Origin of the sequence: Clostridium sp. MB05 (assembly GCF_046581255.1) — a bacterium.
Lineage (GTDB): Bacteria > Bacillota > Clostridia > Clostridiales > Clostridiaceae > Clostridium.
In genome coordinates this window covers 806,684-823,918 of sequence record NZ_CP174370.1, presented here as the reverse complement: position 1 = coordinate 823,918, position 17,235 = coordinate 806,684, and the positions used below count along the sequence as shown (strand labels likewise).

Genomic DNA, 17,235 nt, shown 5'->3' with positions numbered 1-17,235 from the left:
TTTATTTAACAATTCTCCATAAAGATTTTTTTAGAAAACTATCTGTATTATATAACTCTGAAGATGTATTAACTTTTATCTCCTCACCCTTACTTATACTTTCTTTAGTTTTAAATATATCCTTTAAAACATCATAATTACTAGATAGTACATTTCTTATAATTTGAGGACTATAAGTAATTTTCTTAGTTCCATTGTCTTTAAAATTAATATTTCCTGTAGTTATTATGTTTCCAGTGAAATCAAATTCACCTTCTATGGTTATATCTCCATTTGTTACTATTAAACCTTTGTTTATTTTTTGTGATGCTTGTCCATTTATTTTATTATTTTCTATTACGAGATTTTGTTTATCTCCTATTAAAATAACTAATCCTTCCTTTTCATCAAATGCATTATTTTGAATATCTCTTACTTTATTAAAATCTATTTGATTACTAACAGTTCTAACAACGGTTTGCCCGTCATATAAATCCTTAAAACCTGTAGAATCCCCCATAGCAAATACATTTCTTGCAAACTCACTTTTTTGATTATTTATTACTTCTAAATCTTCTTTACTTATATTTGCTTTTTGAATAGTACCATCCATCTTAATGCTTGCCCCTACTGAATGTATATTTCCATTAAGATTTACTCCCCCTTGTTTTAAAGAATAATCATTAGACTTAGAATAATAGTCTTCAAAATATTTAGCCTTCATATTTGCTGACTTATCTCCATTGATACTTTCTAATAAATGAAGTGGGTTATAATATTTTAAAGTAACATTACTACCTAAATTATTTACATCTGTATAAGCTAAATAGTTCCCTTTTACTGCTACAGATTCACCAGTTTGATATTTATTTCCTTTGTCATCAGTTGCATTTAAATATGCAACCCCCATAATATAAGAATCTTTATCTACTGTTATTTTAGATGTGTTACTTAGATCATTTACGATAATACTACTTGAATTTAATGCTTTTTCAGCTGTATCCACCTCTGTTGTCTTATCATTAATTCCATAAAAATTATTTTTAATCAATATACTACTTTTCATAGCATTTAATGCTAAATCATTATTTACAATAACATCTTTTTCAAAAGAAATATTATTACTCTCTGAAATGGTTGAATTTGTAGATTTTCCTACATAAATATTTGTTGCATATATATTTTCATTTACAGATGATTCTTTTTCTACTTTATTTTTTAAATGAAAAGTATTAGCAGTATATATGTTTCCATCAATATTAAACTTTGTATTTTCTAAGCTTATTCCTCCATTATATTTATCAAAAGTAAATGCAGGGTTTGTCCCTAAATTATTATCTCCTTTTATCCATATATCCCCTTTTATATCAAGATTTCCATCTGAAACAGTCATATTTCCATCTGCTGTTATCGTTTTACCATCAAATACAGGGTATATATTTATACTAGTTATTTCTGAATTATAATCTGGTGCCTGTACTGTAAATTCTGTAGAAACTGTTTTTTTGTTTCTAAGTGTTCCTTCCTTTGTTTCAAAAGTGGAATTAACCTTTACTTTAATATTATCTATAATATTTCCATTCTTATTTACAACATACCCGCCTTCAGGTATTTCTATTATTATATTAGGATCTATTCCACTTGTAGTGTACTCCATAATACCATTAGCTATAGATTTTATATATTTCTTACTTGTTATTAAATATTCTAAAATATACACTTCCTTTGGGTTACCTTTTAAATTTAAAGTCTCTTTTTTAGATAAAAATTCATAGAATTTTTCTTTAAATAATTTATTTAAATTTTCCTTTCTTCTATCTTCTTCCTTTGTATTAGTGAATTCTTTTTTAACTTCATTATCTGCATATTTTATGGCTTCTTGTGAGGTTTTTATTATTATGTTTTCTACTATATCTAGACCTGAATCTGCTTCATAAAGATTTTGAAGCTTCTTACTTTCATTTATTCTCATTTTATAGTCATTGGCTGTAACAGCTAATATTGTTGTTCCTGTTGTAAAAATAATTGCCATAACTATAACTACTATCATAAAGGTTGAACCTTTTTTCTTTTTTCTTTTTTTCACCTCTTATTCACCACCAATAAATTTATTTTATATTTATGTTTTTGCTTGAGTTACCTTCAAATAAGACTTTATTACTTTTGTCTTTAACTGTTACATTGTACTTATACATATCCGCAATTAAGCTTTTTTCTATTTCATTTTCTTCATATAGCATCACATTGCCTTTACTTGATGTTACATTTAACTTACCAAAAGAATTATTTTCCTTAACTACATGTATTTCTATAAACTCTTCTGTATTATTTTTTATATCAACATTGATATTTTCACTAAAACTATTTCTAATATATAAAAGAACCTTATTATTAATCGCTTCTTTCTTTGTAGTATCTATTATTGGACTTTTATTATTTTTACTATAAACCCTTAAATTTAGGTTGTTCGAACCTTTATTTAATTCAACTATTAAATCTCCACTAACTGATGGAACACTATTTTTATCAGAATCTAATTCTATTTTATTTACATTATCTTTTTTAAAAAAATTAAGCTTAAAGTCTGCATCACTATTTTTATCTAAATTATCTGTGTCGCTATATTTAAAATTAGAATCTTGAGTTATCTCAACATCAACATTATAAACTTCTTCATTTTTACTTGAGTCTTCTGAAGTAGCTCCATACATAGTTCTTTTAAAGCTTCCTGTAAACTTATTCTCTGATAAGCTATTTTTTTCTATTTTATCTCCATCTAAAAGCTGAAAATACTTTACTCCAGTATCATCTTTTAATGTTATTTCATCATAAGCTTTAATCTCTTCTAAAACCTTTTGCCCTATGTAACTGGCTTTTTGTTTATGTTCCGCACCTTTATTAGTTTTTAAGCTTGAAATTACCAAGCCTGATAAAGGTACTACTAATATTGATAAAAGGGTAACACTAATGATTACCTCAATTAATGTCATCCCTTTTTTTGCTTTTAGTTTTTCTTTTTTCATATTAAACACCTACTTTTTAGTAACATTTACAGTGTTACCTTCACTTGTTACTGCAACTCTAGGATTTGAAGAATCGTCATCTTTAACTATTATTTCAACCTTTTTAGATGTATTATTTATAACCTTTAATTTTATTCCTGAATTATCTGAACTTCCTACTCTTTTTTCACTTAATATTTCAAGAACTATATTTTCTGATTTTGACTTAAACTCTTTACCGGTTTCTGAATTTTCTTTAGGATAATATGAAGATGAAGTTTTATATTTATAATAAGTTTTTCCTCCTTCTTCATTAAAGACTATTTCTACTTCTTCAGTTTTATCATTATCTGAGTATATATAACTTTCCCTTGAATCATCTTTAGACTTTCCTATTGTTACTGTAGGTAATTCTGAAGATGATGATCTAAGCATCATAGCAAAATCATTAATATCTTTTTTATCTTTTTGCTCTTCTATAGTTGAAGAGTATGCTCCACTTGCTGCTCCATTACTAAATAAAATTTCTTTTCCATATACATTGTTTAATGTCCATATTAGATATTCCATATCTGTATCTGAGAGCTTAGGAACTGCATGGAATTCTAAATTCATAACTCCAGTTAACTCTTCTTGAGATTTTGATGATATTGATATATTTGTAATTACAACTTTTCTTTCATAGTTTTGTACTAACTCAATGAATTTTTTTAAATTTCCATAGCTTCCTGAGAAGTTTATTGCAACCTTAAGTTGTTCTGATGTTGCTCCACCTTCTTGATTTTTAACCTCTTGCTGATCTTGTCCAGAATTTTCTGTTGTATTACTTGTATTGTTATTAGAATTACTATTTTCAATGTTTTTAACTTCTTTTCCATCATATTCATCAGCTATTGGCTTTAACGAGCTTTCTGGCTTTTTTACTTCTTTAGATATCATCTTTTCTACTGGTGATACTTCTATTGGACTAAAAGCTATATTTCCTTTAAGTCCACTATCACTTAAAAGCTTGTCTATCTCAATTATTATCTTCTCTTGTAAAATAGTTGGATATAACTTTTGTGATTTATCTAAAACAGTCGATTTTAATATTTTTAGTTCCTCTTCTTTTGAATCTAACTTTGATATTGCTGCCATTACTTCATTATATCTTTGCTCAGCTTGATTTTTTTCATTTCTTTTTACATTTAGCTTTTCAACTTGATTTTTATAAATAAACTGATAGTAAACAAAGCACACTAATACAGTTATTAAAATACCTAATAAATATTTTTCTCTCTTACTTATATTCATATTACTCAACATCCTTTAATACGCATTTTATATCAAAGGTATACTGTTCATCCCCTGATATTCCACCAATATATACATCTTGTATATTATTTAGCTTCTTTAAATTATGCTCTATTTCCCCTATCGCAACCCTACTTGTTGAAACAGCCTGAATAGAAATTTCTGTATTAGTTATGTTTATGCTATTAAAAGTTACTTCTGTTGGTAAGCTAGAACTTAGTTTATCTAATAAATTAGTAGTTACTACTTCTCTAGTTTTTAAAGCACCAACTATTTTGCTTAACTCTATATCATATCTCTTTAAGACATCACTTTTTCTACTTATATCATCCCATTTAGTAATTTTCTCTTTTATATCTTCTTGTTCTAATTTTTCATTATAACTCTTAATTTTTCTATTAAGTAAAAATAAGCTTGTACTGTTCCAAGCTAAGGTTCCTAATATAACAACTGCTAAAAAGCCTGTTAAGGAGTAAACATAAATATTTTTATTTTTTTGTTCCTTTTTTTGCCCTTGGTAAGGGGTAAAAAAATTCATATCTTTTCCCATATAATGTTCCTCCTTATAATCTTATAATTGCGCCTATGGCATTTAAGTATTCTCCAAGATTTTCATTAGTTAATTCCTTGGATGTAAATTCTATATTTCTAATTTCTTCAATTTTATGAACATTAGTATTTAACCTATTTTGAATATATGTACTTATATTAGTTAAATTAGAAGTCCCACCATATAAATATATTTTATTTATTCCATTACCAGATTTGTTGCTATAGAACTGAAGTATTCTTTCCAACTCTTCTAATATATCATCAACAGCTTTTTTTATAGTTAAATTGGAAATATCATCTTCTTTAATGTTTAATAAATTTCCATCCCTTATCTTTATAGATTCTGTTGATTTTATTGACATATTTAAGCTTTGGCTTAAGGCATAATCTATATTATCCCCACCGGACTTTATCATTCTTGTAAAATCTAATTTGCCATTTTTAAATATTGCCACACTAATAGAGGTCGCTCCCATATCAATAAAAGCAACAGTACCTCCTATAACTTGTCCATCATTTGATGTATACTCTGAATAATTAGCTAATTTATTTATTGAATTATAAGTAACATCTAATGCATATGGATTTAAATCTAAAGAATTTATTATATTATAATAAGCAAGAGCCATTCTTTCTGGGAAAGAAGTTACATTAACCTTTAGCTTTGCTCCTGAATCCTCAACAATTTTGTCTAAAACTATAAATTGGATTATATAATCATCTAAGTTTATAGGTAAGTATTGTTGTATTTCATATCTAATTACAGTCTCCATTTCCTCTTCTTGAACTAAAGGTATTAAAACATCTCTATTTATTACTGAAGAAGAGTTAGTTGTAAAAATAACATCCTTAGCCTTTATGTTATTTTCCTTTATTAAAAAATCTAATACGTCTATAACACCTTGAGAATTTATTATCTTACCATCAGCTATACATCCTTCTGGAGTTGGAATTTCAATAGCTTTGTTTAAACTAAGCTTATTTCTTTGATACTTTCCTTCTACTAGCTTTATATAATTAGTTCCTAAATCTATAGACAAAACTAATTTTGCTTTTTCCTTAAGCCTTATTCTTTTTTCAACTTTATTTACTACTTCATAAGAAGAATTTACATCATTAGACTTTTCCTTTTTAAAAAGCTTACCAATATCTTTTACATCCATACTTCCTATATCTTTTAGTTTTGATAAATTGAATTTACTTTTTTCCTGTGACATTTTCTCACCTCCGGAGTTTAGTTGAAAGTCGATAGTTGAGAGTTGATAATTAATAGAAGTAAAATGCAGAGGTTATCTACATTTTACTTTTAGTTAATATTAGTTACTTTGGTTATAAAAATTGCTTTGTTTGACCATTATAATTATTAATTAAACAAACTTTTTTTTATTCTGCATATACTCCTTCTCCTGTTGGATAAACTTTAAGATCCCCTGCTTTAATAGTTGTTTTTCCTTCTTTGCTAACTATAACAGTAAAGTTAGTAGCTTTATCATTCTTAACCTTAAGTTTAGGAATAGAATCTTGTAATTGTTCTTTTAATGCAGTCTCTATTTTATCGCTCCCCTCAGCTGTACCATCAAAAGTAAATGTAAGTTCATTAGCTGGTAACTCAACAGTTCCATCTGCTATTACTGTTGAAACTGCACCTTGAATTTGTTTAGCATTGGCAATATCTGCACTTATATTTGCTTTCTTCCTAACATCTCCAAATTTAGGAATAGCAATTGCTGCTAATATAGCTATAATAGCTATAACTATAATAAGTTCAATTAAAGTAAACCCTCTCTTTTTCTTTTTGTTGTTAGCATTTTTAATCATAATAAAATCCTCCTTTTATTTTTGTTTTATATTAATTTTTAAATATAAACCCATTTATATTTTGCGAAGCAAAATAATGAAGAATTAAGAAAAAAATTTTTAAACTAAAATCACTTTGTGATTATATGACCCTAAGTTTTGCATAGCAAAACATCATCATTTTTCATTCTCCTTCTTCATATTTTTCCCAATTTTTGTATAAATATACTGTAGCTAATAAATAGAATATGTGTAGTAAGCATATAGCGAGCAGCTAGAAGTGCTTGCTGAAGGAAGAACTACCAGGCCTTAGAGTCGTTGGTTTGTTTGAGCGTAGCGAGTTTACCCAAAACTCTTGGAATATCAGTTTTTCCAAGCCTAGCACTTCTTTGCATAGCTATTTAGCTTATGAAATATATCTATTTATCGTAGCCTTTATATTCGCAAAATCCTATATTTGTGCGTACATATCAAACATTGGAAGCATTATTGAAATTACTATACCTCCAATAACTATCCCCATAACTACTATTAATAGTGGTTCTATAAGAGCTGTTGTTGTTTGAATAGATTGTTCAACTTCATCGTCGTAAAAGTCTGCGGTTTTATTTAGTATGTCATCTAAGGAACCTGACTCTTCCCCTATTTTTATCATTGAAGATAGCATTTTAGGAAAAATATCATTTTCTCTTATTGGTGAACTTAATCCATCTCCTCTTACAACTCTTTCTCTAACTTTCAAAATGGCATCTTCTGCTACTTTATTTTCTAGTACTCCTGCAACTATTGGAAGGGCATGTACTAAAGACACTCCCGATGCTATTAAAGTAGATAAGGTTCTTGTAAATCTTGAAACTATTATTTTTTTATTTAATGTCCCTATTATAGGAAGCTTTAACTTTAAATAGCTAATTCTTAAAATCCCACTTGAACTTTTTTTGTAAATATTAAATATTAACACTATAATGATTATCGATATCAATATTAGAAATAAATTATTACTTAAAAACCTACTTGTCCCAAGCATTATCCTAGTTATTAAAGGAAGTGCTATTCCTTCCCCTTCAAACATCTCTATAAAGGTTGGCATTACAAATGTCATTATAAAAACAACAGCTGCTATAGCAATTACACTTAATATAGCTGGATATGTCATTGCTGATTTTATCTTGTTATTAATTTTATTTTCTTTTTCAAAATGCACCGACATTCTAAGCATCATTTCATCTATATTACCACTAACTTCTCCTGACTCTACCATACTTATTAAAAGCTGTGGAAAAACCTTATTGCGCTTTGCCATTGATTCTGATAAAAGCTCTCCCTTTTTAACATCATCTTCAATTTTTGATAGTATGCCTCTTAATTTTTTATTTGGAATTTCATTAGATAAAATATTCAAACAATTAGTTATAGAAACTCCTGCATCTAGCATGGTATAAAACTGCCTGCATAAAATAGCTAAATCTTTTGTTGTTATTCTATCTAAAAATTTAAACTCTATAGACTTACTTTCAACTACCTCTTCAATCTTTAAAGGATAATATCCACTTGAAGCTATCATATTTATTACTTCTTCTTTTGAACTACCTTCAAACTTCCCCTCTATCTTAGTTCCATCTGTTTTCATAGCTCTATATTTAAAAATTTTCATAACTTCTTATCACCCCTTATATATCTTTTAGTAGTGTTATAGTAGCAAGCTCCTCTATAGTAGTTACTCCCTCTAAAACTAGCCTTTTACACTCTTGTGCAAGAGTTGTCATTCCATGCTTAATTGATATATCTTTAAGAATATTAGAATCTCTAGTTTTATTTATTATGTCTCTATGCTCTCTTGTTATTTCCATTATTTCATATATACCGATTCTTCCAATGTATCCAGTATTATTGCAATGTCCACAACCTTTACCCCTATATAATTTTAAATGCTCATTATCTTTTCCATTAAATATCATCTTTTCATAATCAGAAGCTATGTATTCTTCTTTGCAATTAGGACATATTTTCTTTACTAGCCTTTGAGCTATTATCCCTGATATAGATGTTGCCACTAAGTAAGGTTCAACTCCCATATCAACTAATCTAGTTATTGAAGATGGTGAGTCATTAGTATGAAGAGTACTTAAAACTAAGTGACCAGTTATAGCTGCTTTAATTGCTATTTGTGCAGTTTCTTCATCTCTAACTTCCCCTATCATCACTATATCTGGGTCTTGTCTTAATATACTTCTAAGACCATTTGCAAAGGTTAATCCAGCTTTGGTATTCACATTAACTTGATTTACACCACTTAATGTATATTCAACTGGATCCTCTATTGTAACTATGTTTACATTATTTGAATTAAGTTCACTTAAAATTGTATAAAGTGTTGTTGACTTTCCACTTCCTGTAGGACCAGTTACTAGGACTATTCCATTAGGGCTAGCTATTATATTTTCTAGCTTTTTAAGATTTTCTTTACTTAAACCAAGCTTTTCTTTGCTAACCTTATAATTATCTCTATTTAAAATTCTTATAACTATTTTTTCACCACTTACAATTGGAAGGATAGATACTCTAAGATCTACTTCAGCATTTCCAACTTTAGTTATTATTCTTCCATCTTGTGGAAGTCTTTTCTCAGCTATATTTAGTCCTGCAAGAATTTTTATTCTAGTCACTAATGGTGCTAAGCTTTCTATTCCTAAAGTATTTATTGTGGTAAGTTCTCCATCTATTCTATATCTTATTCTTATTTCCTTTTCATATGGTTCTATATGTATATCTGATGCTCTCATTTCAACTGAGTTTCTAAATAATTGCTCTATCATCTTTACAACTGGAGCATTTTTTACATCATCAAGTTCTTCTACATCTAAAGTTATACTTTTTGACTCTAATGCTTCTTTTAGAAGTTCTTCTGCTGCTTTGCTTACTTCTTCGCTACTATAGTTTATTTGAACAAATTTTTTTATATCATTTTTTGGTGCAATAAATACCTTTACATCTAAGCCTGTAGATATAGAAATATCATCTATAGCAAAAATATTCAATGGATCAGAAAGCGCTACTGTTATTTTATCTTCTTCAAATCCAAATGCTATTAAATTATACTTATCACATAAATTTTGAGGTACTATCTTAATAGCTTTTTTGTCGAAATTTATACCATTTAAATCGACTTTTTTTATTCCAGTTTGTGTTTCTATAGCATCTATAATGTCTTCTTCGGAAACAATTCCACCTTCAATTAAAACTTCTCCTAATTTTCTTCCTAAAATTTTCTGAGATTTTAGCGCACTTTGAAGTTGAAAAGGAGTTATCTTATCTGCTGCTACTAAAATATCCCCTAATCTTTTCTTTTCAACTATAGCCATAAGCTCCCCCTAAATTTAATTTCCCTCTAAAAAAAATTTCCTTTTTTGTCCATTTACCTCGCTTTATTAATATTAATATAGCTTTATTATTTTTGCAATCAGAATATTTTTTTTAATTTAACTTACTTTTTCACCAAAAAAACCTTAAATATAACAACAATAACTCATTCCCTAAAAACATATATATAATAGTGGCAATAGCTATATATGGTCCAAAGGCAATTTCTGCTTTCTTATCTTTCAACTTAAACAAAAGTATTAGTGAAGCCACTATTCCTCCTAATAATATAGCTATAAATAATGTTGTTAAAATACCTTTTACTCCTAGAAATAAGCCACAAACTCCTGCTATTTCAGCATCTCCTTCTCCCATGCCCTTGGTAATTATAACTATTAGATATATAATTCCAAAGCCTAAAATACCTCCAAATAAATTATTTAAAATATTTATATGGCCAATATACCACCCTATTAATATATAAATAGCTCCTAATACTACACCAAATATTGTTGTAGATGAATATACATATTTACTTTCTAAATCTATAAATGAAATAACAATTAGCAGAGAAACTAACAAACTAAAAAATATAAAATTTAAGCCTAATCCATATTTAATAAATAATAAAATATATAAAAAACCATTTAATAGCTCTACTAAAGGATATTTTAATGATATTTTTTCACTACACTTTCTACATTTTCCCTTTAAAAATAAATAACTAACTATAGGAATTAAATCACTCCATTTTAGTTCATATCCACAATTGGTACAATGAGAAGGTGGAAAAGCTATAGACTCCTCTCTTTGAATTCTATATATGCATACATTTAAAAAGCTCCCTATACATAACCCTATTATAAATACAAATAACTCCATAATTATCCTCCTTAAATTTGTAAAGTTGACCTAGTTTTAATTCTACATAATGTTAATATATTCCTTTAGATATATAAATTTATAAAAAATAAATTAAGCCAAGATATTTTAATCTCGGCTTTAATCATTTTTCTATTATTCTTAAAAAATTCCCTTTTTTATCTATCTCAAAATCCTTTTCATAATTAGCTATCTTTTTTGAATCCTCTATATTTAAGTTATTTATTCTATTTAAGTCATCTGAATTGCTTATGTACTTATTTATAGATTTTGCCTTTTCTCCACCTTCACTTAGTATACTTGCTACAGAATCACTATTTGAAAATTTAATTTTATCACTTATTTCAGCTGTTTCTACTGCCATAACAAACTCTCTTATAATTGATTTTACTTCCACCTTTTTAGAGTCAACTATATATTTATTAAAATTAGGTACTAATATACCCGCTAATATTCCTATTACAACTAGTACTGTTATTATTTCAATTATAGTAAAACCATATTTTTTCTTCTTTTTCCTCGTATTATAATTATTATTCATATCAGTACCTCCAAGTATGATTTTAAAAACTATTATAATATTATTTACTTTAAGATTTTTTTAATTCATATAATTAATTCCTACTGTATAGATTATAATATTATAATACACTTAAAATCAATAAAAAAGTGGATATATATAAGTTTACTTATTCCGCCGCTTCTCTTCAATTCAAGGCAAACTTACATATGTCCACTTGAAAACTGAAGAAAGGAGATTATAAAAAATAGAGAACTTAGAAATCTAAGTTCTCTATAGATTAGAATTTTAATACATTCCGTCCATTCCCATTCCTGGTGCTCCTGGCATTGGAGTTTCTTTTTGAGGAATGTCAACTACTGCAGCTTCTGTAGTTAAGAATGTTGATGCTACTGATGCTGCATTTTGAAGAGCTGATCTTGTAACCTTAGTTGGATCTACTATACCAGCTTTAATCATATTAGTGTAATTTCCTTGTAATGCATCATAGCCCATTCCAACTTCTTTATTTTTAACATTTTCTATAATAACTGAACCTTCAACTCCTGCATTAGCTGCTATTTGTCTCATTGGTTCTTCTAAAGATCTTACTATTATATTTATACCAACTTGTGTATCTGATACATCTGAAGTTATCTCTGCCACTTTATTTATTATATTTACATAAGCAGCTCCACCACCTGGTACTATACCTTCTTCAACAGCTGCCTTTGTTGCTGCTAAAGCATCTTCAATTCTTAATTTCTTTTCTTTTAACTCTGTTTCTGTTGCTGCTCCAACCTTAATTACTGCAACTCCACCTGCAAGCTTTGCTAATCTTTCAGTTAATTTTTCTTTATCAAATTCTGAAGTTGTTTCTTCAACCTGAGCTTTTATTTGCGCTACTCTTTCTTTAATAGCTTCGCTACTTCCTTTTCCATTAACTATTGTAGTATTTTCCTTTGTAACCTTAATACTTTCGCATTGTCCAAGCATATCAACAGTTACTTCTTTTATGTCTATACCAAGTTCTTCTGATATAACTGTTCCACCTGTTAATATAGCTATATCTTGAAGCATCTCTTTTCTTCTATCTCCAAAACCTGGTGCTTTTACAGCTACACATGTGAAGGTTCCTCTTAATCTATTAACTACTAATGTAGTCATTGCATCGCCTTCAACATCTTCAGCTATAATAAGTAGTTTTCTTCCTGATTGAACTATTTGTTCTAAGATTGGAAGTAACTCTTGAATGTTTGAAATCTTTTTATCCGCTATAAGAATTAATGGGTTATCTAAAACGGCTTCCATTTTTTCAGTATCTGTTACCATGTATGCTGATACATATCCTCTATCAAATTGCATACCTTCAACTACATCTAATTCTGTTCCCATTGACTTTGATTCTTCAACAGTTATAACGCCTTCATTTCCTACTTTTTCCATAGCATCAGAAATTAATTTACCTACTTCTTCATCATCTGCTGATATTGCTGCGACTCTAGCTATATCTTCTTTTCCATTAACTGGCTTTGAAATGTTTTTTATTTCTTCAACAGCTTTATCTACTGCCATTCTTATACCATTTCTAATTAGTATTGGATTTGCTCCTGCTGTTACATTTTTTAAACCTTCTCTTATTATAGCTTGTGCTAAAAGAGTTGCTGTTGTAGTACCATCCCCTGCAACATCATTAGTTTTAGTTGCTACTTCCTTAACTAATTGAGCTCCCATGTTTTCATATGGATCTTCAAGCTCTATTTCTCTTGCTATAGAAACTCCATCGTTAGTAATAAGTGGTGATCCAAATTTTTTATCTAAAACTACGTTTCTTCCCTTTGGTCCTAAAGTTACCTTAACTGTATCTGCTAGTGTATCAACACCAATTTGCATTGATCTTCTTGCATCTTCACTAAACTTAATCATTTTTGCCATAATTAATTCCTCCCTTATTCAACTATTGCCAAGATATCATCTTGTTTTAAAATAGTATATTCTTCTCCATCAACTTTAACTTCTGTACCTGCATATTTTGAATAAAGTACTTTATCTCCAACTCTTACTTCCATAGCTATTCTATTTCCATCTACTATAGCTCCTGGTCCGACTGCTACAACTTCTGCTTCTTGTGGTCTTTCTTTTGCAGTTCCTGTTAAAACTATTCCACTCTTAGTTGTTTCTTCTGCTTCTAACTTCTTTATTACTACTCTATCTGCTAGTGGTTTAATGTTCATAAAAAAATCCCTCCTATTTATACCTCTAATAATAATTCTCTTTATTAGCACTCATCATATTCAAGTGCTAATAACTTTATAATAATATTTTGCTTTGATTTTTTCAAACGCTACTTCATATATTATTACCCTGTATATAATAAATATTACCACTTTCCATTAATTATTTTATATTTCCTCACTCTTTTACTTATTTTCTTTTAATTTCATATATGTCCATATATTATTTAATAATGATTATATTTGAATTTGTTTCTTTTACATAATACTCCAAAAACATCCAATAAATTTGAGCTACAATCATTACACTTATATTGAAAATGTATTAAGAAAAACTACTAATAAAAACACTAATGCTATCTTATGCTCAATATTAAAATCTGTGAATTTTAGCTTTACTAGTTAGAATATAGCTACCACTCTCGTAATATATCTTATAAGTACATAATATTTTAAAATATAATATAACGAGGTTTATATCATATAACGTAAAATGTTATTATCATATAAAAACCTCGTATATATTAACTAATTTATATTTTTATATTTAATTTATCTTTCTAAGTCTATATTCTTATACTCATCAAGATTATCATTATCTATAACTGACTTTTTAGTTGCTTGTGCATTTATTTTATTAAAAATACCTTTGGATTTAAAAGGAGTAACTAGTGCTCCTGCACCATTTATACATCCTCCTTCGCACATCATACCTTCAATAAAGTTTCCTTGCAGTTTTCCTATTTTAGCCATAGTCATAGTTTTCTTTATTTCTATTCCACCAGATACTTTAACAGGATTAAAGTTAACTTCTAATCCTTGACTTCTTATATAATTTTCTATAGCAGCTGTTAACCCACCATGAGCTCCAAATCCTCTTCCATATATTGATGCATCATCAACTATAGTATCTTCACACTTTTCAACTTCTATGTCAAAGGCACTAAATAAAGCTAAAAGTTCTTCAAAGGTTATAACATAGTCAACAGCATCCTTTACCGACTCTCTAACTGCTTCACTTTTTTTAGCAGTACATGGTCCTATAAATACGACCTTTGCATCTGGATCATTATGTTTTATAAACCTTGCTGTTGCAATCATTGGTGACACGGTTCCCGATATCTTTTCAACTTCTGATGAGAACATCTTTTCAACATAGCTTAAAAACCCTGGGCAACATGAATTAGTCATGTAATTTTGACCTTCTTCTAATCGTTCTACAAATTCACTACTTTCATGTACAGTTACTGCATCTGCTCCACAAGCTGCTTCTATCATATCTACAAATCCTAGCTTTTTAATTGCATTTTTAATTTGTCCATATGATATTTTCGCCCCAAATTGTCCTGTTATAGCTGGAGCAACTACAGCATACATCTTTCTACCTCTTGCTAGTCTCTTTGATATTGGAACTATCAAACTCTTATCTGAAATAGCACCAAAGGGGCATGCACTCATGCAGCTTCCACAATTAACACATGTTTCTTCTTTTATCATAGCTCTTCTATCATCTGGATCTATATCTAAAGCACCCGTAGGACATACTCTTTTACATGGTCTCATAACTTCTGCAATAGCATTATAAGGGCATGCTTTTTTACACATTCCACATTCCTTGCAAATTTCTTGATTTATATATGCTCTTCCAGCTACGTAAGTTATCGCATTAAAATTACAAGCTTCATTACATTTGTGAGCTAAACAGTTTCTACAAGAATCTGTAACACTATATTTATTTATAGGGCATCTATCACAGGCAGCTTCAATAACGTATATTATTTGATCGTCCTCTTTAATATCAACAAATTCATCATCTATATTATCTCCATTAGCTAAATAGCCTGCTGCTAATTTTGCTCTCTCTAAAACAATAGCTCTTTCCTTATATACACAGCATCTATACATAGCTGTTTCCCCTTTTATAATCTCATAAGGAATTTTTTCTATTGATTCTGTTGTTAGATTACCTTCCTTAGCCAACTTAGCTACTTCTGTCAAAACCTCATGCTTAAGCTTTTTTAACTGAGTTTCAAATTGAAACATACCAAAATCCTCCTATATAAATAAATTTAAACCAATATTCCCCAATACTATTATAACAGTTAATTAATTCCAATTAGCTTTATTCTAAATATTCAGAAAACTGTTTTGATAATTATAAAGGACATGTCTAAGTGCATGTCCTTTATTAAAAATAATTTATATTAGAAAGTCTTTTTCTTATTCTTCAACAGCATATAAATAGTCGTCTATATATTCACCTATTCTATCTTTTAATAAATCCTCTGCTGTTGGATTTAATATTCCATCCCTAACCTTTTTATATTGTTCATGCATAAATTGACTTATAATAGTCATAGGTATTTCTATACCTTCTAAATTGCTCATTAATTTTTCTAAAGCAAAGTTTACCTCATCCTTTGGCATATAGTATCTAGCTCTATCAGATAAACTATATTTTCTTTCTAGCTTAATTTTATCTCCTGTTCCTGAATAGTGATTTATCCAGTCTTTAGGTTCTTTAAGCATACTAAAGTCTAATATTTCAATAAAATTAGACAACTCTACATCTGGATTATATCTTAATAATTCATTTTCTATAAGATTTAATGCAAATATACCTTCTCTAAAACCAAAAGTTAATGCTGGTCCAACTTTTAATATTATAAATCCATCCTCTACCATTTCTCTTAATGCTTTTGGAGTTTGATAATCTGTTGAGTGAGCTTCAAATATTAATTGAGGATAATCCTTTAGTGCATCTATTAGCTCTTTAGCTTCTTCCCTATTATATTTCCATACATAATCACTACTAAACTCAACTCCTGGTTGAACAACAACACCTATTACATATTGCCATGCTTCTCCTACTCCAAAGCTTTCAAAAGCTACTTTAAATGTTTCTACAGTGTTCTTAAAGCCTTCTACGCTAGTTACTTTAGGACCTTCTTCCTCTTCTTCTACTTGCGCTCCACCTGGTATAGGAACTTCACTACCTATTATATAAACTGGGTGAATAGCATCTTCATCCTTTTCTTTTAACTCTAAATATGCTTCTTCTGCTATTTTACATAATACAGATGCTCTATTTGCTATTAAACTATCGTCAAATAAACCATTTTCAATATCACCTTTTAAAGGCATACTAGTGTCTAGGTGAATTTTAGTAAATCCAGCCAAAACATATTCTCTAATTAAATTTTTAGCATTTTCCATAGCTTCTCTTGGATCTATATTTTTCCAAGTTAATGGTCCTAAATGATCCCCACCTAAAATTATTCTTTCTTTTGGAAATCCTACTTCTTCAGCTATTTTATAAATATATTTAACGTAATCTTTTGGCTTCATTCCTGTATATCCACCAAATTGGTCAACTTGATTTGCAGTTGCTTCTACTAGTAAAGGTATATTTTTGTTTAAAAGTTTTTCCATTGAAGCTTCAATTACATGCTTATTTGAACAACAAACTGAAAATATTCCAACATTTTCTCCACTTTTATATCTTTTTACAATTTCTTTCATAGGATGTACCATCTTATCACCTCTTAAAATTTTTGAATATAAACCCTACCCATATATGAAAGAAAATAATATTCTAGCTCTTGCTTTCATATTATCTTCTTTCGTATTTACTATA

General features: G+C 28.5%; 14 protein-coding genes. All 14 read right to left on the bottom strand.

The genetic code is table 11. The features are described 5' to 3' along the window. Nucleotide 1: 1 nt before the first annotated feature. The 14 genes from ACH36K_RS04085 to ACH36K_RS04020 all read right to left on the bottom strand — a co-directional run bounded on the left by ACH36K_RS04085 (nucleotide 2) and on the right by ACH36K_RS04020 (nucleotide 17,132). The gene (locus ACH36K_RS04085; protein WP_411169687.1) at nucleotides 2–2,065 is read right to left on the bottom strand and encodes a hypothetical protein; all 2,064 of its coding nucleotides are present in this window, start codon (nucleotides 2,063–2,065) and stop codon (nucleotides 2–4) included. Between the two features lie 22 nt (nucleotides 2,066–2,087). After that, a complete protein-coding gene (locus ACH36K_RS04080; RefSeq protein ID WP_411169686.1) occupies nucleotides 2,088–3,002 on the bottom strand; it encodes a prepilin-type N-terminal cleavage/methylation domain-containing protein in 915 nt (304 codons plus the stop codon). A gap of 9 nt (nucleotides 3,003–3,011) precedes the next feature. Then, on the bottom strand, nucleotides 3,012–4,274 hold the full coding sequence (locus tag ACH36K_RS04075) for a hypothetical protein (RefSeq protein ID WP_411169685.1): 1,263 nt from the start codon (nucleotides 4,272–4,274) through the stop codon (nucleotides 3,012–3,014). A gap of 1 nt (nucleotide 4,275) precedes the next feature. After that, complete coding sequence (locus ACH36K_RS04070) at nucleotides 4,276–4,824, bottom strand: PilN domain-containing protein (protein WP_411169684.1); 549 nt, start codon at nucleotides 4,822–4,824, stop codon at nucleotides 4,276–4,278. A 13-nt stretch (nucleotides 4,825–4,837) separates the two neighbouring features. Beyond that, on the bottom strand, nucleotides 4,838–6,043 hold the full coding sequence (gene pilM / locus ACH36K_RS04065; RefSeq protein ID WP_411169683.1) for a type IV pilus assembly protein PilM: 1,206 nt from the start codon (nucleotides 6,041–6,043) through the stop codon (nucleotides 4,838–4,840). A gap of 166 nt (nucleotides 6,044–6,209) precedes the next feature. Further along, on the bottom strand, nucleotides 6,210–6,644 hold the full coding sequence (locus ACH36K_RS04060; RefSeq protein ID WP_411169682.1) for a prepilin-type N-terminal cleavage/methylation domain-containing protein: 435 nt from the start codon (nucleotides 6,642–6,644) through the stop codon (nucleotides 6,210–6,212). A gap of 430 nt (nucleotides 6,645–7,074) precedes the next feature. Further along, entirely contained in the window at nucleotides 7,075–8,277 is a 1,203-nt protein-coding gene (locus ACH36K_RS04055) for a type II secretion system F family protein (protein WP_411169681.1), read from the bottom strand. Nucleotides 8,278–8,293: 16 nt separating this feature from the next. Then, nucleotides 8,294–9,985 carry a GspE/PulE family protein gene (locus ACH36K_RS04050; RefSeq protein WP_411169680.1) on the bottom strand — a complete coding sequence of 564 codons (1,692 nt, stop codon included), beginning with the start codon at nucleotides 9,983–9,985 and terminating at the stop codon, nucleotides 8,294–8,296. A 130-nt stretch (nucleotides 9,986–10,115) separates the two neighbouring features. Next, the gene (locus ACH36K_RS04045; protein ID WP_411169679.1) at nucleotides 10,116–10,865 is read right to left on the bottom strand and encodes a prepilin peptidase; all 750 of its coding nucleotides are present in this window, start codon (nucleotides 10,863–10,865) and stop codon (nucleotides 10,116–10,118) included. Nucleotides 10,866–10,989: 124 nt separating this feature from the next. Next, nucleotides 10,990–11,406, bottom strand: a complete 417-nt coding sequence (locus tag ACH36K_RS04040) for a type IV pilin protein (protein ID WP_411169678.1) — start codon at nucleotides 11,404–11,406, stop codon at nucleotides 10,990–10,992. A 267-nt stretch (nucleotides 11,407–11,673) separates the two neighbouring features. Next, the gene (groL, locus tag ACH36K_RS04035; RefSeq protein ID WP_411169677.1) at nucleotides 11,674–13,299 is read right to left on the bottom strand and encodes a chaperonin GroEL; all 1,626 of its coding nucleotides are present in this window, start codon (nucleotides 13,297–13,299) and stop codon (nucleotides 11,674–11,676) included. A 14-nt stretch (nucleotides 13,300–13,313) separates the two neighbouring features. Then, nucleotides 13,314–13,598, bottom strand: a complete 285-nt coding sequence (gene groES, locus ACH36K_RS04030) for a co-chaperone GroES (protein WP_322389777.1) — start codon at nucleotides 13,596–13,598, stop codon at nucleotides 13,314–13,316. 552 nt (nucleotides 13,599–14,150) lie between these two features. Next, nucleotides 14,151–15,641 carry a 4Fe-4S dicluster domain-containing protein gene (locus ACH36K_RS04025; RefSeq protein ID WP_411169676.1) on the bottom strand — a complete coding sequence of 497 codons (1,491 nt, stop codon included), beginning with the start codon at nucleotides 15,639–15,641 and terminating at the stop codon, nucleotides 14,151–14,153. A 177-nt stretch (nucleotides 15,642–15,818) separates the two neighbouring features. Then, on the bottom strand, nucleotides 15,819–17,132 hold the full coding sequence (locus ACH36K_RS04020; protein WP_411169675.1) for a class II D-tagatose-bisphosphate aldolase non-catalytic subunit: 1,314 nt from the start codon (nucleotides 17,130–17,132) through the stop codon (nucleotides 15,819–15,821). Between the last annotated feature and the right edge of the window lie 103 nt (nucleotides 17,133–17,235).